The sequence below is a fragment of the Sedimentisphaera cyanobacteriorum genome (assembly GCF_001997385.1).
GTDB lineage: Bacteria > Planctomycetota > Phycisphaerae > Sedimentisphaerales > Sedimentisphaeraceae > Sedimentisphaera > Sedimentisphaera cyanobacteriorum.
Map to the genome: position 1 here is coordinate 2010620 of NZ_CP019633.1, position 22166 is coordinate 2032785.

Below are 22166 nucleotides of genomic sequence, written 5' to 3' on the forward strand. Positions count from 1 at the left end.
TGTTAATTTCAGCCCTTTTCCTTGTAGTGCGGTTTTTGAGCCCATTTAAGTTTGTATGCCAGCACGTCCCATTCGGTTTTATCGGGGTTGCTGATTATCTCGAAATTTTGCGGGCTTTTTTCAATTTTAATGCTCTCAACGTCATTTAGCTCGGCAATGTTTTGCCCGTCTGCATTTACAGAAGAGCCCTCGTTCACCGAGAGAGGGTATATATGAATCACCTTCCTCGAATCCACCACCACCGGCCTGAAGCTCAGCGAATGGGGATTGAGCGGGGTAATGCAAACCGCCTCTACATCGTTTGATATAATCGGCCCGCCCGCTGAGAGGTTGTATGCTGTTGAGCCTGTGGGGGTGCAAACAACGATTCCGTCGCCAACGCAGCTTGTTACCGGGCTGGAATTGACCTCGATTTCCATTTCAATCGTGTTGAATGGCCGCCCGGAGTTTATTGCTATGTCGTTAAGTGCGCATGCCGTCTCCACTGTACCGTCTTTTTTCACCGTCTCGCAGTTTATCAGCTGTTTCTTCTCAACAGCGAATCGGCCTTTGAAAATCTGGTCGAAATGCTTCTCGAGATGTTCTAAGCTGAATTCTGCGAGGAATCCGAGCCTTCCCATATTTATCCCCGCAGCGGGTATTCCCGCTCCGAGAAGGCTGTGTGCTGCGTGCAGGATAGACCCATCCCCGCCTATTACAACAGCGATATCGGCAATGCCGGCAAAGTCTGCGCAGTTTTTTCTGCCGAAGCAGTTTTCGAGAATTTCCGCTTTGCCCTCGGCGAACTTCCTGAACACTTCAACCGCCTCGGCGGATTCTTTCCTTTTTATGTCTGCAAAATATATCAGCTTCATAAGGAGTACTTTCATTAAAGAGAAAGTTTTGTACAAACTTTTCTGATTATATAAAATCCACCCTTTCAAATAAAGCTTTTTTATCCGCCCAGTTCTGATTTTTCTCTTCAGCATTAGCGTGCGTACGAATTTCGGCGCCAATTGCTTGCAATTCCGAGAGTATAGTATATATTCGATATTGTGTTACAAATGGAATTAACCAGCTTTGTTTTAAGGCTTAGATATTATGATATGTAAAAAATGCGGCAAAAGAATCGGCGATACAGATAAATACTGCCCCGAATGCGGCACAGCTCAGTACGGAAAGCGAGAATCGAATATCCCGCAAAAAAGCGAAGACAAGCTCCCCGAGAGGTTCAGGGAAGTTGTTAAAACCATTCTTACCGCTTCAATAATAATGCTGATTTTCTGGATTATAATCAGGCAGCCTCGTATAATGGTAATAGCGGCGATTTTCAGCCTGATAACCTTTTTTCTGATCAGGATAAACAAACGTTAGGGAGATAGGGTTGAGTTCGATTGACAGAGATAAATTCGCCCGCCACTGCGGCGTAGAGATATTAGAAACAGCAGACGGGTATGCCAAGGCCAGGATGAAAATAGCAAACGAGCACCTCAACGGGCTCGATATGACCCACGGCGGGGCTCTTTTCACGCTCGCAGATACAACGTTTGCAGCCGCTGCCAACACGCACGATTTTGATGCGGTTGCTGTGAATGCCAACGTTTCTTTCCTAAAGCCCACAACAGCAGGCGATGAGGTTGTAGCCGAGGCGCGGGAAGTTAACCCCCGCGGCAGGCTCGGCTGCGTGAAGGTGGATATTACAGACAGCAGCGGAGACACTGTGGCAGTGTTCGAAGGGCTTGCATACCGCAAATTTTGATTAAGGAGCAGTAAATTGAAACGTCTTATTATTTTCCTTCTCGTACTTTCCGCTGTAAGCTTCGCAGATGCGGAGAAGTATTACGCTTTGTTTATGAATTCCGGCAAGAGCGGTTATATGCTCGAGAAGCAAACCCGCAGCGACGGAAAAATCACAACCGAAAACAAAATCTTTATGGAGATGACAAGATTCGGCACAACACTTTCCATGGAAACGGTAATCGAGTATGTTGAAACAGCCGATTTTGAGCCCAAAGAGATGAGCTACGAACTTAGCATGACCGGCACAACCGTTAGAAAGCATTTCACAATCAGAGATGGTCAGGTTAAGATCGTAACGGAACGGGGCGTTTTTAAGGACGACTGGAACGAGGATATCCTCTTCCCTGCAGGCATCGAGCACAAGCTCTCCGGCGCAGAAATCTCTGAGGGCAGCGAGATAGAAATTATGAGCTTCGACCCGGAAACCGTAAGCCCTGTTCGAACGGTAATGAAGTTTGGCAGGAAGCAGGATACAAAGCTTCTCGGCGTTCCCCGAATGCTCTACAAGGTTCAGACTAGCGAAAACTACGTCGCCGGGGGCAGCACAGTAAACTCTGTGGGCTGGTGCGATGAAAAGGGCCAGCTTTACAAAACCACAGTGAATATGATGGGCATAGAGCTGAGCTTCGTGCGGTGCAGCAGGGAGTTTGCCCTGAGCGAGAATGAATCAGTTGATTTGCTCGAGCAGACACTTTTGGAAAGCCCCTGCGAGCTTGAAAGCGATGATTTCCAACGCCCGATGGTATATACCCTAAAGCTCAATAACGACTCTTCCGGAATACCTTCAACCGGTATGCAGAAGAGCGAGAATCTGGGCGAAAATAAGTACCGCGTTACTGTTCACCCTTCACCATCACAAAGAAGAGTAAAGCTCAGCGAGGCCGAAAGAGAAAAGTACCTCAGCGAGACAGACTACGTGGATTACAAAAGCCCGGAGGTTCAAAAGCTGTTAGACAAAATCGACATGCCTGAGGGCGAACTTGCAAAGGCACGGAAGATTGAGGAATTTGTGCATAAATACATTGACAAAAAGAATCTTGCCACAGCCTATGCAAGGGCATCAGAGACAGCAGTGAACAAAACCGGAGACTGCACCGAGCATTCGGTTCTCACGGCAGCTCTATGCAGAGCAGCGGGGATCCCGTGCAAGGCAGCGGGCGGGCTCGTGCATACTATGCAGTTCTTCGGAGAGAATAAATTCGGCTTTCACGCTTGGAACGAGGCCTTCGCAGGCGGCAAGTGGGTAGGCCTTGATGCAGCAATAGGCAAAAACGGCTTCGACAGCTCCCATATCAAGCTCGTGGAAGGCAAGGGCGAGATTATAGATTTCTTCGGAATTATCAACGGTGTGGAAATTCTTGAGTGCAGCAGGGGCGATAAGCCGGAGGGCGAATAGAAAGCATATCACGTAAATCAGGGCAAAATCGGGGGAAATTTGGGTAAAGAAGTTTGTATAGCAATGAGCGGCGGGGTGGACAGCTCTGCTGCTGCTGCCCTTTTGCGCAGTGAAGGGTTCAAGTGTTTCGGCGTGTTTATGATCACCCACGAGAAAAGCGGCAATGATAGAGAAGACGCCGAAAAGATGGCTGAGAAGCTGGGCATCAAACTGCACGTGGTTGACCTTCGGGATTCTTTCAAGCGGGTTATGGATTATTTTGTGGAGGAGTATAAGCGGGGCAGAACGCCCAACCCCTGCGTTTACTGCAACAGAATCATCAAATTCGGCGAGCTTTTCGATTATGCAAGGCAGCACGGGGCTGAGTATTTCGCAACAGGCCATTACATCCATCAGAAAAACGGCCGGATATACGCAGGCATCGACGAGAAAAAGGAGCAGTCTTACATACTCTCTATGGTTGACAGGAATGTATTGTCGAGGGTTCTCTTCCCTCTCGGGCTGAAGAAAAAACAGCAGATACGCAAGATTGCCAGAGACCTCGGGCTTGAGGTGCATGATAAGCCAGACTCGCAGGAGATATGCTTCATCAGCGAAGAGAACTACTTCGACCGTCTTGAAAGAGAGCGGCCGGATATTGTAAAAAAGGGCAGCGTTTACGACACGGAAGGCAATCTTCTCGGCAGCCATGAAGGCATACACCGCTACACTATCGGCAAGCGAAGGGGGCTCGGGATTGCTCTTGGCAAGCCGATGTATGTGGTGGATATAAACAGCGAAACGAATACCGTTGTGCTGGGGGAGAGGGAAGACCTGCTGAATGACAGGATAGTCGCAGAGGATTTAAACTGGCTTACAGAGCCGATATACGAGGAGTTTGAGGCGAGGGTGAAGATACGATACAACAGCCCTCCCGCTGAGGCAAGGGTTTATCAAACTGCCGGCCGGCTGCATATTGAATTTGCCGAGCCTGTAAGCGCTGCCACCCCCGGACAGGCGGCTGCGGTTTATGTGCCTGAAGGCGATAAGCTCGTCCTCGCTGCTGGGGGATGGATTGGCAGGAATTAAAACCTGCGGGCAGAGAGCTAAGCCTGCATCTGAGAGAGCGATTTTACCATACATACCGCCTCCCCGGGCGGGGTGTCTGTAAACTGGGTGAACTTTTCGATATCACTGCTGGTTTTGTCTCTGTTTATCCGTTGGTAGCCAAGGGCGGGGAAATAATCAGGAGCTGTTTTGGTTAGCAGGTACAGATCAGCGATGCCCTTCTCGGCGCAGATCCGCTCAATCCGGCTTACAAGCGCTCTTCCCAGACCTCTGCCTTTGGCCTCATTGCAAACTGCAAGCGAGCGGAGCAGGCCGTCTGCGCCGGAGAGCTCAAAGCCGGCAGTACCCAGAGCCCTGCCTTCGTTATCTTCGGCTATAATGAAGTTTTCGGCCTTCTGCTCTGTTAAATCGTAACTCGGCAGGCCTGCCTGAGCAACGATTGATCTGATAAGGCTTAAATCTTTTCTAACCGCTCTTCTGAATTTCATAACTGCCCCGAATATTTTCAAAACTTTTTGCGTTTATATAATTGGCAATAGCCGCTTATTTTCAAGCATTTTCCAAAAAAGAGAAGGCAGACCATACAGCCTGCCTTTTTGGGGTTTTATTGTTTGCCAAAACCGCTGCTACTCAAATGTGATTTTCACGTTCCGGCTTTGATAAACGCTTTCCTTGGGCAGAGTGATTACAAATATATCGCCGTCCGGGCTGCCTGCTTCAACGGCGAAAGGCATCTTTGCAGAATCTTTTTCTTCGAGCTGCCAGCTTATCTGTTTCCCGTCTGCGAGTACCCTGCTTATTGTTTTAACGCCTTCAGGTTTATGGATGCGCAGTTTCCAGCTTCTTTCCTTGAGGGAGTTCTGGAATGTACCGTCTGCCTCAGAGATCTTCACATCCAGAACTTTTCCGCCGTTTTCCGGCTTGCAGGAGAAGGCGGTTTCCCTGCAGAAGCCTTGTTTGTAGTCCCTGCTCATACGGTCGTCTTCGTAGAGCTGGGCTTTTGCAGCGGTCTTAGAAGAGGGGTAGATATCAAGGGTTATCGGATCCCACGGCTTTTTGGCGGTATCAAGCATATTCGGGGCAAGCGGAATAACTGATCCGCTGCGCACAAACAGCGGTACTGTTTCGAGGTTTAGCTCAGCTGAAACCGTTTTCCCGCCTTCAAGCACCTCGCCTGTGAATGCGTTGATCCATTCTCCCGGCGGAAGCCATAGCGAGCGTTTTGGACTGTCCTTCATAGGCTCGTAAACAGGGGCAAAGAGGATATTATCGCCAATCAGATACTGGTGATTTGTCTTTGCCTCTTCGAATTCAGGGTAGAGAAGGTCGCAGCGTTTCATAATCGGTTCGCCGGTTTCCCAGTTCTCTCTTGCTGCGGTATAAAGCACAGGCAGCAGCCGCATACGCATCTGCATAAACCTTCGCACTACTGATTCAGAGGGGTCATCATAAGTCCAAGGGGCTCTTGTCCATCTGTGGTTGCTGTGCAGGCGAAAGATCGGCGAAAGCGTTCCAAACTGAACCCACCTGCAGTACTGCTCTGTTGTGAGGTCTCCCATATGCCCGCCAACGTCTGTGCTGAGATACGGAAACGGCCCGTAAACGCCTGCAAACACAGCATTCCTTATCTCATCCTTCAGGGAGTTCCAGTGCGAGCGGGTGTCCCCTGTCCACTGGATTGAGTATCTGTGGGCGGCGATATTGGAAGGCCGGTTGATCTTGCCGTGGTCGATTCCGTCGTAGTTTGCCATAATCAGAGGTCTGCGGTGCGGGTAGTAGTCCCTCGTTACAGCATCGTAGATATACATCCCGAAAACTTCCTTAGCAATTCCATCAGGAGGAATTATGCAGGTGTGCCAGTTTCTGTCGAACCACCAGAAATCAAGGCCTATATCGAAAAGGCCTCTAAGCCCTTTATTACGGTAGTTCACTTCCTCCCGCTCAAGCGCCTCCGCCTGCGGTTCAGGGTGGTCGTTGAAAACGATTCTCTTGCCCATGCGGTGGGCATCCGAGATGAATTTTTCCATATCGGGAAAGAGCTTTTTGTTTATATCATACCCTATAGAAGCACCAACGCGCCAGTCTGTGTCAACTACGAAAACATCCAGAGGAATGTCCCTGGTCTGATACTTCTTTATCTTATTGACAGCATATTTCTGGGTATAGGCGTAGTATCTGCTGTCCCATCCGCCGAGGGCATAGAGAGGCACAAGATTTGTCCTGCCGGTAAGCTCGATAAAATCCTGCCTGAGCCTTTTCCAGTTTCCCTGCGGGAGGAAGACGTAGATATCTTCGGCATTATTGCTCATATCCCAGCCGTTGTTTTTCAAGCCTTCAGGAGCGGGGTTGTATTCCCACCTTGAAGGGACGTATCTGGGCTCATCTGCTATCATCCAGGCCTTTGTCTTTTCTGTGGGTTCGGGAAGGTATCTGCGGTTCCTGCTCTTCTTCTCGAGCCTCCAGTTTGCACTGTGCCAGCCGGTGAGCGGGGTGTCAGTATCGTTCTTTGTGTCTTTGGTATCGTATTCTACAAACCCCTCTTTATTTTCGATATGCAGGTAGTATTTTGGGTGAGCACGGTTTTTCAGCCTTGCAAACCCTCTGCCTGCGGGCTCTTGCTGCCATTGAGCCTGTTTGATGCTGGAAGGTTTCCCGCAGCAGACGAAATCTTCATCCTTATCGAGGTAGATATAATCGCCGGTGGCTTTGTTTTTGAGTATGAACCAATTCCCACTGCTCTCTTTTTTCCAGAGGAATTTATCTGCATCTTCGTTTTCGGCATGTCCGAGCAGTTTGCCGCTGTCGTAGAAGAAGCCTCCCCCGCTGTTTGGCCAGCGGCATTCAATCGGGAAGTATTCTTCATCGCTGTCTTTGCTCCAGATTTTCCTGCCTGCAGAATCGGTTATATATGCTTTGTCCAGATTTCCTGCGTTTTGCGGAATATGAACGCTGTAGGCAGGGGTTTTAACGATTATATTGCCGTTTTCTGCACTCTTCTCGGCTTCGGCTCCGCCAATGTCCCTGTTTTGTATGTGGAATGTAGGTCGGTCTTCAAAGCCCTTCGGCCCCCGAACCTCCATACGCACAAGCGTTTCAGAGAGAGGCTGAATCCGTACATCGCCTGTAATAAAGCTCTTTGGAGCTGCAGAACAAACCGCAGCTATAGCACCAATAATCAAAATTGATGCCGAGAATTTCTGTAAATTGTAAGTCATATCTTTTTGCCTCCTTTGAAGTTTTTAATGAATTCGGTGTCTTTGTATTTCACCTGAAGCCTTTTCAGCTCAGCCTTTAGCCTTTTCACAAGAGACTGATATTCGGCTTTGCCGTAGAGATTGTTAAGTTCGTTGGGGTCTTTCTCTAAGTCGTAGAGCTCCCAGCAGTCTATATCGAAGTAGAAGTGAATGAGCTTGTAGCGTTTTGTTCGTATGCCGTAATGCCTTTTCACCTGATGCACTGCGGGGTATTCGTAGTAATGGTAATAAACGGCATCCCGCCAGTTATCCGGCTCGCTGCCTTTCAGAATAGGGACGAAGCTTTCGCCCTGAATATCGCCGGGTATATCCAGCCCTGCGGCATCGAGGAAAGTGGGGGCGAAATCCAGATTCATCACCATCGAATCGGTAACTCTGCCCGGCTTTATGTGCCTTGGCCAGCGCATAAGAAGAGGCATCCTTAGCGACTCCTCATACATAAAGCGTTTGTCGAACCAGCCGTGTTCACCAAGGAAGAAACCCTGATCGGAGGTGTATATGATTATTGTATTTTCTTCGAGCCCGCTTTTTTTGAGATAGTCAAGCAGTCTTCCGATATTATCATCGATCGAGGCGATGCAGGCGAGGTAGTCTTCCATATACCTGCGGTAGTTCCAGTGTTTGCGTTCTTCCTTGGTGAGCCCTTTGGGCGGGGTTTTCTTCAAGTCCCATTTGCGCAGGTGATTTAGAATTGTCATTTCGCTTTCCTCTGCCGCAGCGCAGCGGGTGGAGTAGTCGTCGTCGAAAGTCTCTGGTACGGGGATTTCTTTGTCCTCATACATCCCCTTGTGTTTTTCATCTGGATGCCAGCTCCGGTGCGGGGCTTTATGATGGCTCATCAAAAAGAACGGCTTGTCTTTATTGCGGTTTTCGAGCCAGTCGATTGTGAAGTCTGTGATAAGGTCTGTTACGTAGCCCTTATACTTCTTCTTCCCCTTTTCTGTTTTGAAGACCGGGTCGTGGTATTTGCCCTGCCCGGGGAGCACCTCCCAGTGATCGAAGCCTGTCGGCTCGCTGCGAAGATGCCATTTGCCGATCATTGCAGTCTGATAGCCGCACTTGCGCATCAGCTTGGGCACTGTCTGCTGTGAGCCGTCGAAAGGCTCATTGTGCCTGTTGGTTGTCTTGCCGTTGATGTGGCTGTGTTTGCCTGTCAGGATTACCGCACGGCTCGGTGCGCAGATCGAATTTGTGCAGAAGCAGTTTTCAAACAGCATTCCCTCTTCTGCGATTCGGTCGAGGTTGGGGGTTTTGTTGCGATTGCTGCCGTAGCAGCTGAAGGCCTGCGAGGCGTGGTCATCGGCCATAATGAATATAATATTCGGCCTTTTGGCTTTCTTTTCAGCCCCGATTAATGACGAACCGAAAGCAAGCGAGGCGCTCATAAGGCAGCCCGCCTTCAAAAATTCTCTTCTGGATTTCATAATTTCTCCTTTTAATATTATATTCTTCCGACCGGTCTCTGGCCGCTGCCGCGCATATTTTTCCTGCCGTCGCCAAGCTCTTTTCTAACAGATTCGGCCAGTTTTTCAAGCTCTCTAACTATCTCGGGGTGTTCGTTAATAACATTGTTATGCTCCTCGATATCTTCGTTCAGGTTGTAAAGAGCCTTCTCGGCCCTGCGAAGCTCTCTCGGTCCGGGGAAGCCGTTCTTCCCGGGCTCAACCCCTTCGCAGCCGCGGTATTTATGCGGGAATACCAGCTTCCAAGGCCCGCGTCTTACAGCATCAAGCTCTTTTTCGTAATAGTAGAAATAATATTTTCGAGGCTCTGCATTTTCCCTGCCTTCAAGCAGGGAGGTAATGTCAACGCCGTCTATTTTCTTCTCTGGAAGCTTTGCCCCGCTGAGACTGGCAAATGTGGGCAGGATGTCGATAGTCCCTGCGAGCTTATCGCAAACGCTGGAGGCGGGGATTCTGCCCGGCCATCTCATTATGCACGGAACTCTGCTTCCCCCTTCCCAGCAGTTTGAGCCTTTGCCCTCTCTGAGCGGGTCTGCTGAGCCGCCATGCTTGCCGTAATTTAGCCAAGGCCCATTGTCTGAGGTGAAGATTACGAGCGTGTTTTCGTCTAATCCGTTTCGTTTCAGAGCTTTGATAATCTCGCCCGCAGACCAGTCTATCTCCATAATCACATCGCCGTAGATGCCTTTTTTGCTCTTTCCGCGAAACTTATCGCTCACCCCAAGCGGAACATGCGGCATCGAATGGGGCAGATAGAGGAAAAACGGCTGGGATTTATTCCTTTCAATGAAGTCAACAGCTCTTTTAGTGTACATAGCTGTGAGCTTATTCTGGTCTTGCATGGTTCTGATTCTATCGATTATTGTATTGCCCTGCATCACAGGCAGATCGGGTATGCCGATGCGCCATCTGGCTTTGGGGTGGCAGCCGTCTTTGAGGGTTGTGCCGTCGAAATCCCGCGGCCACATATCATTCGAGTAAGGCAGTCCGAAATACTCATCAAACCCCTGCTGAAGCGGAAGGAACGGATAGCGATGGCCAAGATGCCATTTGCCGAATATCCCGCAGCGATAGCCTCTGGGCTTTAGCACCTCGGCTATGGTTTCTTCCTTCGGATTGAGGCCTCGGTTTACATGCGGGAAAAGGGCCTTGTATATCCCGACACGCGGGTGATAGCAGCCTGTCATAAGAGCCGCTCTGGAGGGGCTGCATACGCTCTGAGATACGTGGAAATCGGTAAATCTCATCCCCTCAGCGGCCATTTTGTCTAAGTTGGGCGTTTCGAAGCCGTCGGCGCCGTAGCAGCCTACGTCTTCATATCCCTGATCATCTGTGAGTATTACAACAAAATTGGGAAGCTTCTCGGACGCATCAGCGGCTGACAAACTCTCTGCAAGCCCTGAAAAGGCCGTTAAAGCTGCAAGCCCTCCGGCGCGTTTTAAAAATAATCTTCTGTTTAACCGATTCATTTTAAACTTTCTTTCACTATTCAGCCTCAATAAGCTTTATATAATCAAGCCCGAACATATACCTCTTAACCGCTTTTGGATTGGCGCCTTTGATCTGCACCTCAATGCTATTCTCTCCCTCACGTATTTCGGCTTTCCCGAGCAGGGTTTCTCTTGCCTTAACTGCCGGATTGAAAAGATCAAGACCCTCTTTCATAAGCCTACCGTTGACCCTGATATCCACTACAGCGTAGTCTCTTGCCTTCGTCAGGTTTGCGTAAATCTTGAACTTCCCGCTTTTTTCGCTTTCAAAGCTCAATACAAGCTTTTGATTCGGTTTTCCGTTCTGCCACCAAACCTGCTCGTCCTCGCTCCAGCCGAACCTCGTATTCTTCTGAACAAATGCCCTGCCTCCTTCGCATCGCACTATCTGCATCCTCTCGCCTTCAATCGCGCCTTCAATATCGATCTGAACCCTTCCCTCTTCGCTTATATCAGGCAGAGGCTTGATCGCCTCTTCGGGCTGGGGGTCGAGATTCGAGCTGGAATCTTTCTTGGCATACCAGAACATCACAGGGGCATAATCTACAGTGGTTTCCGCCCAGTGCCAAAGCTCCATATCGAATTTCAGGCTTTTGCTGAACGGAATTGCGTCCAGAGAGCGGAATCTGCTGTTCACCGTAAACCCGCGCTGGAAATTGCCCGCCCCGCAGGGCTGAGCGTGGAAGGCAGCGCTGAATTTCGCCGGCCTGCACCATGCATAGCCGTAGTAGTCTTCTGTACCTGTGCCGAAGTGGGACGGGAAATCTTCGCCGTCGATGTAGATCTTCTCATCGCCCTCGCCCCACCATCTCGGAGCGTTGTTGAAAATCGTGAGCGCATCGCCCACATACTTGCCCCTGCCGTTTATTGTAATCCAGTTCAGATCGAACGCCCCGTTGGCGGGGTTGTCCTTATTGCTGCGGGTTTTTATATCTTTCCACTGCTTCCATCGCGAATGGAAGTAGAGCGAGTTTTCGTCCCATTGCCAAGGCTCTGTATAGACCTCTGCCTTCTCGATATGAACAGTTCCGCTGCCGATATTCTCGATAGCGAGCTGGGCATCGCTTCTGAAAGGCATAATCCATCTGCAATACATCGTTCCATCCTCTTTAACGCCTGCATAAAAGGTCTTGTAGGGATGGAGCTGGTATCCAGTGGCGAAGAAATCGCCCAGAGGAGCCCATACAGCGGGTTTGCCGTCGAAGCGGATTTTGATAACGGCTCTTCGAAGAGCCTCTGAGACATCCCCGCCTCCAAGCTTAACTTTAATACCGCTAATGCAGCGGCTGCCGGCTAATGTAATCCGGCTTTTATCGCCCTTTTTCAGCATTGCGCTGAAAGATGCAGCGGGTTTTGAGCTAAACTTCAACCCTTTTTCCAGCGTTTTCTGCACCTCGCTGATGAGTGCTTTGTTTTTCTCGAGCTGGGCCAAAGAGAACGTCTTTACATCGGTTCCCTTCGTATATTTTCTGCAGTTGATTATGTAGTAAAGCGCCTCTCCCTCAACAGCTCCTCTGTCTATAAAGGCGCCGGTCTGGTAGGTTATTTTGCAGCCGTTAGAATATGGGATAGGCAAATAGAGGTTATGGCCGCGCTTTGCGTATTCTGTAGTTTTGGCAACAGAATTGCCCAGAGGTGCTTCTGCGAGATAGCCTTTGTCGAGGACATCGGCTATAGGGGCTTCAATTTCCGGTTCGCTGCTTCCGTTGAAATAGAACCGCAATGTACCGTTGCTGAATTCGCCTCCGCCCGGGCCGTGCCAAGTGCTCCAGAATCGCACTACCGCACCGGGGCCTTCGGCATCCATCAAAACGAATTCTTTTCTGCCTTCGTTTTGCTCTGTTCTAATGAAATGGCTTCTGTCTTTATTGTCCCACCAGCTCGGGACGCCCTTGTCCCGGGAATCACGGTCGAAGCTGCTGAACTGAAGACACTCATACTCCGGCTCCGGCCACTGGGCAGTAATACGCGGATTCACCATTTCCTCAAGGAGTGAAGGAAAAGTTACAGTTTCGCTCAGCCCTTTATCAGCTACAATAAGGATGCTGAATATCGCAATTGCAGTAAAAAATCGTTTTGACATTTAAAACTCCTTAGATAAAAAATTTCTTAGAATAAAATCTGAAGCGCAACTTTTTTCATCGCTCCAGAGCACTTCATTTGGTGTCCGATATTTTAAACATTTCCTTGGTCGATTATTGATTAAGGCGACAACTTTGTCAAGTTCCTTATCACTAACTTTCTTAAAATCAGTTCCCTTAGGGAAGAACTGACGAAGCAGGCCGTTTGTGTTTTCATTAGTTCCACGCTGATAAGAACTGTATGGATCAGCAAAGTAGCAGCATAGGCCGACTGTTTTTTCCATCTCTTTAAACTGGGCAAACTCCTTGCCATTGTCAACTGTCATCGTTTGACGCTTGGACTTTGGTATCTTCCTGAACAACCTTCGGGTGGTTTCATTCATGCTCTGGGCACTCTTATCTTTCATCCTGCCAGAGAGCAGATAGCGGCTTGCACGCTCGACAAGTGTCGCAATAAATGAACCGTGTCCTTTACCGCTGACGCTGTCACCCTCCCAATCGCCGAAGCGATTACGCTTGTCAACAACCTCCGGACGCTCACTGATCGAACGTTTGTTCGGTATCCGGCCACGCTTGTCATTACTGCCGTGCTTCTTTCGTCGTTTGCGACGGCCTTGACGCAAAAACTTGTAAAAAACACCGCCGTCAACCTTGTCTCGTTTAACCCAACTATATATGGTCAAAGGGCTTACACGCATTTGAATGTCATCTGGATAGTCTATCTCAATGCGGCCTGATATTTGTTCAGGGGACAGATATTTTTTGAGTTTACCAATCACATACCGCCTCAGCCGTCCGTTTTCTTCAAGGTGATAAGGCTGTTTGGATTCAGCCCTACGCCTGCGATAATACCGCTGCGCCAGATGAGGCTTATACTCGCCTGTTGAGCTGATATTACGCGACAGTTCCCTGCTGATCGTACCTTTATTACGACCAATCAGTTTGGCAATATCCGTCATATTTTTTCGTTCTGAACGCATTTTTAATATGCTTTCCCGTTCATCAATGGTAAGATGTCCATAGCCCATTACGATTCCTTAAATAGAGTTCTTTTTTTGTCAAAAAACACTCTATCGGAAACAACCGTAATGGGTGCTCTTTTTTTACTTTTTAAAAGCAATCGCCATCGCTATAATAGATTATCTTGTTGCAGGGGATAGGGCAATGCTGGAGAGCAACCCGAGCACCGCAACAATCTATACTGGATAGAGGCGGCTTAACCGCCGCCCTTATTCTTTATCTATCCAGGCAGCTAAAAGCGATAAACTCCAGCCCGCCACGCGGGCTGATTAAATTAGCGAAGCGTTGCGCTTCAAATTAAAATCTAAGTTTTAGTATAATATACTGTGCGAAAAGCGTTTTTTTTACATAAAAAATTGGATTCGCTTGAAAAATTTTTATAATTAGCTCGTCAGCAAGGCATTAAAGCTTCCAGCAAGACGATAAGGAGAAAAAATGAAAAGACGTGAATTCCTTCAGGCATCCGCCGCTGCAGCGGCTCTTGGGTCTTCATCCGCTGCATCTGCAAAATCACCATCCGAGCATTCGCAGGCTCTATCAGAACACAAAATCAGCTCGATACAGTACGACAGGGTAAAGCTGAACTATCCCCGCCATGTAGGGCGAAATTCCCGCCTCGGACACCACGGCAGGGGACCGACAGTCAGCATCTGCAAAATCCGTACAAACAAAGGCGCAGAGGGTTGGGGCGTGTTCCCGGCAGGCAGAGACAGAGCGGGCTTTCTGAATGATTCGCTAAAAGGCATAAAAATTTCAGAGCTTATATCCCCTGCCTCAGGCATAAAATACTCTGCTCCCGAGCAGCTTGATATCGCCCTGCACGACCTTGCCGGCAAGATTCTGGATATGCCGGTTTACAAGATGCTCGGCGCAGAAGGCCCAGCGAGCACAAACTGCTACAGCGGTATGATATACTTCGACGACCTCGACCCGGAGGACAACCCCGCAGGTATAGACAAGGTGCTCGAGAACTGCCGATACGACTACAACTTCGGATACAGGCAGTTCAAGATAAAGATAGGGCGCGGAAAGAAATGGATGCCCGAGAAAGAGGGTATGCAGCGGGATATTGATGTTACAAACGAGATTGCCAAGGCCTTCCCTTATGCCACCCTGCTTGCTGATGCAAACGATATGTACACTTATCAGGACACAATCGAATACCTCAAAGGAATCGGCGATACAGAGCTCTACTGGATGGAAGAGCCCTTCCGCGAAGAGGAAGAAGGCTTCAGGAAGCTAAAAAAATGGCTCAAGGAAAGCGGCAAATCAACCTTCATTGCAGATGGCGAATGGGGACCTGTTCAAGCGCAGCTCATATCGCTGGCAAAGAAAGGCCTTCTCGACTATTACCTCACAGATATTATCGGATTGGGCTTTTCGCCTTGGAGGGATATGATGCCTCGCCTAAAAAAGATGAGCATCCTCGCCTCGCCGCATGCGTGGGGGTCTATGCTGAAAACATGCTATATCTCCCACCTCTCAAGAGGGCTCGGGAATATCCCCACGATTGAAGGGGTAACCTGCTTTTCCGATGACGTGGATTTCTCAGGCTTCGAGATTGAAAACGGGAAAATATCCACCCCGGAAACACCGGGCTTTGGCCTCAAACTTCTCAAAAGCTGATTAAGCCGGAAAAACAAAGAGCATAATTCCGCAAATTCCTCTGCGGGGCCAAATAAGTAAGAAACTCCCTGAGGACAAGGCGGAATTGCGGGCTCTGAATGGGCTGAGAGAAAATTGCAAACTGCAGCGCAGTACTGTGCGCCCCAAGCGGATTGATTCGGCTTTAAAAAGCTTTGCCGGAAAATATTGTCGCACACTTAGAACCGGCAGCTCCCCTTTATCTTGGCTTTATGCCGAGAAATCGCTATATTTTCAGTACGTTTTTGAATTTCTGTTCAATCTCTTCCCTGCTTATTTTCCATGCAATTACCGTAAGCGAAGGACGCTTGTTTGAAGGCTCTTTTCTGCTGAAAACTTTTCCGCATACAACTTCTATATATTCGAGCTGCCCGTCAAAATTCACATAGCCTTTGAGCCTCAGGATTTGATTTTTGAGTTTGTCCAAAAGCGATAAGAACTCTTCTCTGCTTACGTTTCCTTCCGGAGTGAACGAAACAGCGATTACATCCTCAGGCGGGGTCATTGATATGCCTGCAGATTCTCTTTCAATGCGTTTTGTTTGGATGATATCCTCAGCAAGCCCTCTGCCGTAAGTGCCGAGGGTAATCCTTGCCTGCGGGTTGTAGTTTCTCACCAGCTTCTCAACAGCTGCAATCTCATCTTCATCTGCGATGTCGGTTTTGGTTATGTTTATTAGATCAGCATACTGCACCTGAGATACAGCAGGCTTGAGGAAAGGTGCAATTTTGGTGAAGTTTGCCGCATCCACGAGGCATACATTCGCCTTTATCTCAAATCCCTGCTTAAATATCGGTTCTTTCATAAAGCTTTCAATATCGCACGACTCCGCTATGCCGGTAGCCTCGATTATAAGTATATCTGTATTTGCCTGCTCCCTGATTTGGGTAACGGTTTTGATGAAATCCGTTTTTGTGCAAACGCAGAAAACGCTGCCTTTGTTGATTTCGTAAAGCGGGAAAGAGTGGTTTTCCAGAAGTTTGCCGTCAACGCCGATCTTCCCGAATTCATTGATTATAAGCGAGATTCTCTTATCCCTGAACTGTTCGCTTTTCAGGATTGAGTTCAGGGCGGTGGTTTTTCCCGCCCCAAGATACCCTGTTAAAACATAAACTGAAACTGCCACAGCATTCCTCCTTAATCAAACAGATTCAGCCTTCTTCTGGAGCTTTTTCCTTATAACCTCTTCAAGCTCCTCTTTAGGCGGGATTCTTGAGATGAACGAAATCTCACCGTCAATGCAGACGGTGGGGATATTCTGAACGCCCAGAGCCGCCATAACTTTAAGCCCGTCGCGTGTTTTGATTTTGTGTTCCTGCCATTCCACTTTGTCTCCGAATTTTCCGCAGACCGCTTTTACCGCATCCACCATATACTGGCAGGGCGCGCAGGCCTCGGAGTCTAAAGTGATAACGTTTACCGTTACCTTCTGAGTGTCCTGATAATTCGGCAGGCTTATATCCTCGAATTTAATGCTCTCATCGGGCATATTTCTAGCGATTTGCTGTTCGTATTCATCCTGCACCACCTTCGTAACCGCCTCGAGATTTTTTGGCGGCGTTGCATAGGGCAGATCGCATCCCGGGGCAAGGATGAAACCGGTTTTCCCTGCGCTGTCAATGCACCGCACAGCATCTTTAGCTGAATCAGTCTCCGAGCCGAGAAGCAGAACTGTAGTGAGCTGGAGGTTTCCGCCAAAGCTCACCTGCATCCCCTCACACTTCTGTTTCACAAATTCAAGAGAGATATTTTCGTCTATAGAGATGTTTTCCGGTTTGCAGTCCCGCATTGCCTCGATATTCTGCTGGGCATGCCCGCAAACAAAGAATGAACCGGCCGCACCGTTTGCCCTGATAAACTCAAATATTTCTGAGGCATAGGGAGAAACAAACTGCTTGAACATATCCGGGCCAATCTGGCTTGTCATCGGGTCAACCAGTGCAATAATATCGCAGCCGGCGTGAATATAGTATTCGCTCATTTTCTTGGCAACTTCGCTGCAGTATGCGATCAGCTGCTTTACGTAATCCACATCCTCAAACATTTTCATAAATATATCAGTGCCGAGAAGGTGCAGGGCAAGCGTGAAAGGCCCTGTGATTGTTGCGTAAAGTGCGATATCCGGATTCTTCTGTCTTATTGTCTCGGCGGCTTGCAGAACAGTCTTAATCCTGCCCTCATCCTTTTGGGGCATCCAAAGCTCTTCGAGTTTTTTGCCTTTAGTCAGCGGGTGTCCGAATACAGCCGGCGGATTGTCCTGCGAGTATTTAACGTCGCATCCGAGCACTTCAGCCTCTATCTGGAGATCGAATGTTACCGGCAATCCGTCGGGTTTGTATCTCTCTATCGCCAGCTGAGCTCCCTCGGAGATAAGCTCCGCTGATTTGAAATACTCCTCCGCTCCTATTCCCAGAAGCGAGGCCGCATGGCTGCCCACAAAAGGAACCCAAGGTATGCGGTCGGTTTCTCTGCACCTGATAGCGTTTAGTACTCTTTCTCTGCCTGTCATAATATTTCCCCTAATTGCTTAATAGTTGTTTTGATGGTAGTATTCTAAAGCAAAAGTGGGAATTATTCTTTAACTATCCAAGCTATTAGTAGCAGTATTGTGCTAAAATGCTTTGAAAAATTAAGCAGCGGAAAACTCTTTAGCACTTTTTTGCTGTGCATTTTAGTAAATCTGCTGCAAATCAAAACGCAGGCCTCTGCCGCCGAAATCTCTAAGCGTTAAGACCGGATTAAAAGACTTTTTGTTAATGCTTGACAGTATGAAAACTTCAGATGTTAAAATGCTCAGTGTAAAAATTGATCAAGCAAGGTTATTTCTGCAATTTACTCAGCAAGTCTATAAATCTCGCTGCCTGCAAGGAGGAATGCCCCGAGGGCGTAATCCTCAAAATTCGGCTTTTTATCGTATTTTACAGGCTGGCCGTCCGAGGGCTGCTTGCCAGTGCTCTGGACATATCCGAGAAAACCGTCTGTGTGCAGGGCGTGTTCAGTCATAGCGACCCAGCCCTTAATTGCAGCGGGCATATAATCAGCGGGCTCGAGCAGGCCGTTATTGATTCCCCAAGCCATCCCGTAAACAAAGAAAGCGGTTCCGCTGAGCTCCCTGCCGCCGAAATGCTCGGGGTCGTGGAGGCTTACGTCCCAGAACCCGTCTTCCCGCTGAACCTCTTTAATCGCCTTAGACATATCTTTGAAATCCTTGATGTATTCGTTCCTGTGCGGCGCGTTTTCCGGAAGCACATCCAGCACCCTTGCAAGCGCAGCATACACCCAGCCGTTTCCCCGAGACCAGTAGCAGTTTTTCCCGTTAGGGGTTGTGTATGGCGGGTCGAAATCCTTATCTCTCCACCACAATCCATGTTCGGGATTGTAGAGACCGCTGTCGCCGTGTTTGTTTCTGGTATAGGAATACATCTCATACATCCTCCCGAAATACTTATCATCCCCGCATACCACCCCGAGCTTTGCAAAAACGGGCATCGCCATCTGAATCGCATCGATCCAGTTCCAGTCGTCAATTTTTTCGCTGCTCACCATACGATCAATGCTCTTTTTGATCTTGGCGATCCTTTCAGGCTCGGGCTTTATCTGATACAGCTCGATATAGGTTTGGCCGCAGCATTGATTATCTGCGTTTCGGGTTTTGGTGCCTCCCCACATGCCCCAGTCGTGCGATTCGCCCCACTCTACTGCATAATCATAGTATTGCTGACTTTGGCTTTCTTCCGGCTCGATTCTGTAAAGCGCCATAAGCCCTTCGTAATATGTTCCGCGAGTCCAGATATTGCTCGGTCTTCGCCTGTCGGTAACAGTATCCTCGCCCGGGTTCGGCCATTTATCCATGAAATACTCATTTGCAAGCCGCATATTGCTGAGGATGCTCTCTTTTTTCAAGAGCGCCGTTTCTTCATTGTCTAAGGCTGCATCGCCTGCACCTGAGACAATCGAGCTTGATACGATAAGAAGTGTGAAACAAAATGACAATACGTAAAGACAGCTTTTGTACATTTTAAAGACCCTTTAATAAAAACCATATAAAATCTCTGAGCCCATTGAAATACCCCTAATCAAAGGCTCGTTTACCGCAGTTTTCAGGTTACAAAAAAAATACTGAATATGCAATAATAATTTGCCCGTTCGATTTTCCAATTTCGCTTGACTTAACCCCTCTTCTCAATCTAATACCCCGCTATGCTGAAAATCGGAGACTTAACATTATCGTGTCCGCTGATATCTGCCCCGCTCAGCGGCTATACAAACTGGGCAATGCGAAATATCTGCAGGGACTTCGGGGCAGAGCTCACTTTCCCCGGGGTGTTTCTGGCAAAATCCGCAGCGATGCCGAAGGTGCTAAGCAAGCAGTGCTTCAGGCCTTATCCGGGAGAGGAGCTTCTCGGCGCCCAGATTATGGGCACAGACCCCGAGATTATGGCAAAGGCAGCCAAGGATCTCGAACGCACGGGCTACAAGCTTTTAGACCTCAATTTCGCCTGCCCAGCACCGAAGGTTTTGAGGCGGGGAAGAGGCGGTCATATGCTCTCGAAGCCTGAGGCCGTGGGCGAGATTTTCGAGAGGGTGCGCGGGAGCATCAGCCTGCCGATATCTGTAAAGCTCAGGACAGGCTTCGACAGCAGCCCAGAATCGCTTGAGAGCTTTTATCAAATCTGCGAAAAGCTCAGCCGGCTCGGGGCAGATGCGCTGGTTATCCACGGGCGGACAACGCTCCAGAAGTATTCCGGCTCTGCGAACTGGGAGCCGATATATGAAATCAAACGCCTTCATCCCGAGCTAACTGTAATCGGCAGCGGCGATATCTTTTCCCCCGAGTCTGCAGCTGAAAAGCTCAATGCCGGCTTAGACGGCGTTTTGCTTGCAAGGGGGATCGTGGGAAATCCATGGCTGATAAGCGAGGCAAGAGCGATTGTCGAAGGCAGAGAAAAACCGGCCCCGCCCACCGTTCAGGAGGCTGGCGAGGTGATGATTAGGCATATCAGGCTTCTGCAGCAGATTCAGGAGGAGGGAAGGGTAACGAGATTCTTCCGAAAGTTCGCCTCTCAGTACTGCAAACGGCATCCAGAGAGGAAGAAGGTGGTGCTGGAAATTATGGAGGCAGAAATAGAAACGCAGCTTCTCGAGATAATCAAACGAAATTTCAACTGCTGATATAATTCACATTACAATAAACCAAACAAAATGCTCTGGACGAGAGTTAGGTTTTATCCACATATTTTATGTCTTTTTACCACGAAGTCATAGAAAGACACGAAGGGGATATGTTTTGGTAAAACTATTATCCACAGATGACACTGATCGCACAGATAATTTTATGAATGTAAGAGCTTGCTGTAAAACAATTTATAACAAAACTTCCTGCCCTTCGAGCCCTTCGCGGTTTAAACCAATCCCACTTGGTTCAAAACAAATTACCCGCCCAAAAAATCTTCCTCCGTTTACTCTCCGACTGCGGTAAATGGTTTTGCCAAGCCTGTCCGCCGAAGGCGGAGAACAAGCGGACAGATTCGTGGCAAGTGGCGAGTGGCAAGTGGCGTGTGGCGAGTGGCGAGTAGCAAGTGGCAAAATCATCAGTGAGAATTAGCGTGAATTAGTGGTTAGTAATTCCTCAGCACATCTTAAAGCTCCTCTTCGCCGGTAATCTGAGACCTTTTTAGAAAAGCCCTGCCAATTGTCGCATACTGCAGATCAGCCCAAGCAAAAAGCACTTTACAAGACTTTGAAAAGCCTTTATAATACCGCACAATACATACGGAGGATTCCTTTCTTTAAGCAGGGAAAAATGACAAAGCATACAAACACCGCACCTGATTCAATGCAGGTTAGAACAAGGCAGGGGTTCAAAGACAGCCTCAATAAATATGTCCAGATTTACAGAGAATGTCAAAAGGCCGATGGAGCAGGATAATGTCAGGCAGTCAGGATAAGAATTTGAGCGGGCAGAACGATATAATTATCTATAACAGCCCAGACGGCAAGTCTTCAGTGCGGCTTTATTCCAAAGACGGCACGCTATGGCTCAATCAGTATCAGATTGCTGAACTTTTTGCCACCTCTAAGCAAAACATTGGCCAGCATATAGCTAAAATACTAAATGACAAAGAGTTAGACAAAAATTCAGTTGTAAAGAATTACTTTACAACTGCCGATGACGGCAAAAATTACAGCGTTACTTATTACGCTCTTGATATGATTTTGGCGATTGGTTTCCGAGTAAGAGGAAAGAGAGGCACCCAATTCAGGACTTGGGCAAACCGAAACCTCAAGGAGTATATGGTTAAAGGGTTTGTGGTTGACGATGAAAGGCTTAAAAATCCTGACGGGAGACCGGATTATTTCGACGAGCTTTTAGAGCGAATACGTGATATACGGGCATCGAAAAAAAGTTTTTATCAGAAACTTAAAGATTTGTTTTCTTTGAGCAGCGATTATGACAAAACAGATAAAGCAGCGCAGATGTTCTTCGCTGAAACGCAGAATAAACTCATCTATGCCGTTACCGGCAAAACTGCCGCTGAGCTTATTGTCTCCAGAGCCGATGCTGATAAGCCCAATATGGCTCTTACCTCTTGGGAAGGCTCTATAGTGCGAAAGAGGGATATTTTTACTGCTAAAAATTATCTCTTCAAAGATGAAATCGACACACTGAGCCGACTTGTAACAGTATTTTTGGAGACAGCAGAATTAAGGGCAAAAGAACGCAGAGATTTAACGCTCGATTTCTGGCGGGATAATGCCAAAAGAATCATCCAGCTTAGCGATAGGAAGATACTCAAAGACCGGGGTTCGGTAAGCAATAAACAGATGGAAGAAACGGCAAGGCAGATATACCAGCAATTTGATGAAAAAAGAAAAGCTTTTGAGGCTCGAAAAGCAGACTTGGAAGAAATTAGAGAAATAGAAAACCAAGTCGAAAAGAGATCTCAGCATTAAGATATAAGCCCGCAGCTTTGCCCCCTGCTTTATTTGCT

18 protein-coding genes are annotated in these 22166 nt (G+C 48.3%); 8 read left to right on the top strand and 10 right to left on the bottom strand.

All coding sequences use genetic code 11. The annotated features are described in order from the left end of the window. Window positions 1-8: 8 nt before the first annotated feature. Window positions 9-854, bottom strand: a complete 846-nt coding sequence (locus tag L21SP3_RS08155; RefSeq protein ID WP_161488152.1) for an NAD(+)/NADH kinase — start codon at window positions 852-854, stop codon at window positions 9-11. A 226-nt stretch (window positions 855-1080) separates the two neighbouring features. Between L21SP3_RS08155 and L21SP3_RS08160 the strand changes: the two genes are divergently transcribed. Genes L21SP3_RS08160 through mnmA form a run of 4 tightly spaced genes read left to right on the top strand, consistent with a single transcriptional unit; the run spans window position 1081 to window position 4243 of the window. Next, window positions 1081-1353 (top strand): zinc-ribbon domain-containing protein, encoded by a 273-nt coding sequence (locus L21SP3_RS08160; protein WP_077540449.1) that lies wholly within the window; start codon window positions 1081-1083, stop codon window positions 1351-1353. A 10-nt stretch (window positions 1354-1363) separates the two neighbouring features. Further along, complete coding sequence (locus L21SP3_RS08165; RefSeq protein ID WP_227806754.1) at window positions 1364-1738, top strand: PaaI family thioesterase; 375 nt, start codon at window positions 1364-1366, stop codon at window positions 1736-1738. A gap of 15 nt (window positions 1739-1753) precedes the next feature. After that, window positions 1754-3175 carry a transglutaminase-like domain-containing protein gene (locus L21SP3_RS08170; RefSeq protein ID WP_077540453.1) on the top strand — a complete coding sequence of 474 codons (1422 nt, stop codon included), beginning with the start codon at window positions 1754-1756 and terminating at the stop codon, window positions 3173-3175. 39 nt (window positions 3176-3214) lie between these two features. Continuing rightward, window positions 3215-4243 carry a tRNA 2-thiouridine(34) synthase MnmA gene (gene mnmA, locus L21SP3_RS08175; protein WP_123785171.1) on the top strand — a complete coding sequence of 343 codons (1029 nt, stop codon included), beginning with the start codon at window positions 3215-3217 and terminating at the stop codon, window positions 4241-4243. Window positions 4244-4260: 17 nt separating this feature from the next. Here the strand turns inward: mnmA and arsN2 are convergent, their stop codons facing one another. The 6 genes from arsN2 to L21SP3_RS08205 all read right to left on the bottom strand — a co-directional run bounded on the left by arsN2 (window position 4261) and on the right by L21SP3_RS08205 (window position 13538). Next, window positions 4261-4710 (bottom strand): arsenic resistance N-acetyltransferase ArsN2, encoded by a 450-nt coding sequence (arsN2, locus tag L21SP3_RS08180; RefSeq protein WP_123785172.1) that lies wholly within the window; start codon window positions 4708-4710, stop codon window positions 4261-4263. Window positions 4711-4848: 138 nt separating this feature from the next. After that, window positions 4849-7437 carry a glycoside hydrolase family 31 protein gene (locus L21SP3_RS08185; RefSeq protein ID WP_077540459.1) on the bottom strand — a complete coding sequence of 863 codons (2589 nt, stop codon included), beginning with the start codon at window positions 7435-7437 and terminating at the stop codon, window positions 4849-4851. Further along, window positions 7434-8900 (bottom strand): sulfatase family protein, encoded by a 1467-nt coding sequence (locus L21SP3_RS08190; RefSeq protein WP_077540461.1) that lies wholly within the window; start codon window positions 8898-8900, stop codon window positions 7434-7436. Before L21SP3_RS08190 ends, L21SP3_RS08185 begins: the two co-directional genes overlap by 4 nt. 17 nt (window positions 8901-8917) lie before the next feature. Then, the gene (locus tag L21SP3_RS08195; RefSeq protein ID WP_077540463.1) at window positions 8918-10408 is read right to left on the bottom strand and encodes a sulfatase family protein; all 1491 of its coding nucleotides are present in this window, start codon (window positions 10406-10408) and stop codon (window positions 8918-8920) included. Between the two features lie 16 nt (window positions 10409-10424). Then, window positions 10425-12512: a glycoside hydrolase family 172 protein gene (locus L21SP3_RS08200; RefSeq protein ID WP_077540465.1), complete on the bottom strand. Its 2088-nt coding sequence runs from the start codon at window positions 12510-12512 to the stop codon at window positions 10425-10427. Continuing rightward, a complete protein-coding gene (locus tag L21SP3_RS08205) occupies window positions 12513-13538 on the bottom strand; it encodes an IS30 family transposase (RefSeq protein WP_077540467.1) in 1026 nt (341 codons plus the stop codon). 427 nt (window positions 13539-13965) lie between these two features. Between L21SP3_RS08205 and L21SP3_RS08210 the strand changes: the two genes are divergently transcribed. Then, a complete protein-coding gene (locus tag L21SP3_RS08210) occupies window positions 13966-15156 on the top strand; it encodes an enolase C-terminal domain-like protein (RefSeq protein ID WP_077540469.1) in 1191 nt (396 codons plus the stop codon). Window positions 15157-15400: 244 nt separating this feature from the next. On the opposite strand, the gene L21SP3_RS08215 is transcribed toward L21SP3_RS08210, so the two are convergent. The 3 genes from L21SP3_RS08215 to L21SP3_RS08225 all read right to left on the bottom strand — a co-directional run bounded on the left by L21SP3_RS08215 (window position 15401) and on the right by L21SP3_RS08225 (window position 19191). After that, the gene (locus L21SP3_RS08215; RefSeq protein ID WP_077540471.1) at window positions 15401-16300 is read right to left on the bottom strand and encodes a CobW family GTP-binding protein; all 900 of its coding nucleotides are present in this window, start codon (window positions 16298-16300) and stop codon (window positions 15401-15403) included. Window positions 16301-16315: 15 nt separating this feature from the next. After that, window positions 16316-17683 carry a uroporphyrinogen decarboxylase family protein gene (locus L21SP3_RS08220; protein ID WP_077540473.1) on the bottom strand — a complete coding sequence of 456 codons (1368 nt, stop codon included), beginning with the start codon at window positions 17681-17683 and terminating at the stop codon, window positions 16316-16318. A 323-nt stretch (window positions 17684-18006) separates the two neighbouring features. Then, window positions 18007-19191: a glycoside hydrolase family 88/105 protein gene (locus tag L21SP3_RS08225; RefSeq protein ID WP_077540475.1), complete on the bottom strand. Its 1185-nt coding sequence runs from the start codon at window positions 19189-19191 to the stop codon at window positions 18007-18009. Window positions 19192-19374: 183 nt separating this feature from the next. Between L21SP3_RS08225 and L21SP3_RS08230 the strand changes: the two genes are divergently transcribed. The 3 genes from L21SP3_RS08230 to L21SP3_RS08235 all read left to right on the top strand — a co-directional run bounded on the left by L21SP3_RS08230 (window position 19375) and on the right by L21SP3_RS08235 (window position 22128). Beyond that, window positions 19375-20346, top strand: a complete 972-nt coding sequence (locus L21SP3_RS08230) for a tRNA dihydrouridine synthase (protein WP_077540485.1) — start codon at window positions 19375-19377, stop codon at window positions 20344-20346. 631 nt (window positions 20347-20977) lie between these two features. Further along, window positions 20978-21103: a hypothetical protein gene (locus L21SP3_RS12245; protein ID WP_261340798.1), complete on the top strand. Its 126-nt coding sequence runs from the start codon at window positions 20978-20980 to the stop codon at window positions 21101-21103. After that, window positions 21103-22128 (top strand): virulence RhuM family protein, encoded by a 1026-nt coding sequence (locus tag L21SP3_RS08235; protein WP_193791083.1) that lies wholly within the window; start codon window positions 21103-21105, stop codon window positions 22126-22128. The genes L21SP3_RS12245 and L21SP3_RS08235 overlap by 1 nt, the downstream gene beginning before the upstream one ends. The last annotated feature ends 38 nt before the right edge of the window (window positions 22129-22166 follow it).

Excerpts from the sequence above, each read along its gene's own strand:
- L21SP3_RS08155 (WP_161488152.1), bottom strand. The coding sequence starts at position 854 with ATGAAGCTGATATATTTTGCAGACATAAAAAGGAAAGAATCCGCCGAG.
- L21SP3_RS08160 (WP_077540449.1), top strand. The coding sequence starts at position 1,081 with ATGATATGTAAAAAATGCGGCAAAAGAATCGGCGATACAGATAAATAC.
- arsN2 (WP_123785172.1), bottom strand. The coding sequence starts at position 4,710 with ATGAAATTCAGAAGAGCGGTTAGAAAAGATTTAAGCCTTATCAGATCA.
- L21SP3_RS08185 (WP_077540459.1), bottom strand. The coding sequence starts at position 7,437 with ATGACTTACAATTTACAGAAATTCTCGGCATCAATTTTGATTATTGGT.
- L21SP3_RS08190 (WP_077540461.1), bottom strand. The coding sequence starts at position 8,900 with ATGAAATCCAGAAGAGAATTTTTGAAGGCGGGCTGCCTTATGAGCGCC.
- L21SP3_RS08195 (WP_077540463.1), bottom strand. The coding sequence starts at position 10,408 with ATGAATCGGTTAAACAGAAGATTATTTTTAAAACGCGCCGGAGGGCTT.
- L21SP3_RS08200 (WP_077540465.1), bottom strand. The coding sequence starts at position 12,512 with ATGTCAAAACGATTTTTTACTGCAATTGCGATATTCAGCATCCTTATT.
- L21SP3_RS08205 (WP_077540467.1), bottom strand. The coding sequence starts at position 13,538 with ATGGGCTATGGACATCTTACCATTGATGAACGGGAAAGCATATTAAAA.
- L21SP3_RS08210 (WP_077540469.1), top strand. The coding sequence starts at position 13,966 with ATGAAAAGACGTGAATTCCTTCAGGCATCCGCCGCTGCAGCGGCTCTT.
- L21SP3_RS08220 (WP_077540473.1), bottom strand. The coding sequence starts at position 17,683 with ATGACAGGCAGAGAAAGAGTACTAAACGCTATCAGGTGCAGAGAAACC.
- L21SP3_RS08225 (WP_077540475.1), bottom strand. The coding sequence starts at position 19,191 with ATGTACAAAAGCTGTCTTTACGTATTGTCATTTTGTTTCACACTTCTT.
- L21SP3_RS08230 (WP_077540485.1), top strand. The coding sequence starts at position 19,375 with ATGCTGAAAATCGGAGACTTAACATTATCGTGTCCGCTGATATCTGCC.
- L21SP3_RS12245 (WP_261340798.1), top strand. The coding sequence starts at position 20,978 with ATGACAAAGCATACAAACACCGCACCTGATTCAATGCAGGTTAGAACA.
- L21SP3_RS08235 (WP_193791083.1), top strand. The coding sequence starts at position 21,103 with ATGTCAGGCAGTCAGGATAAGAATTTGAGCGGGCAGAACGATATAATT.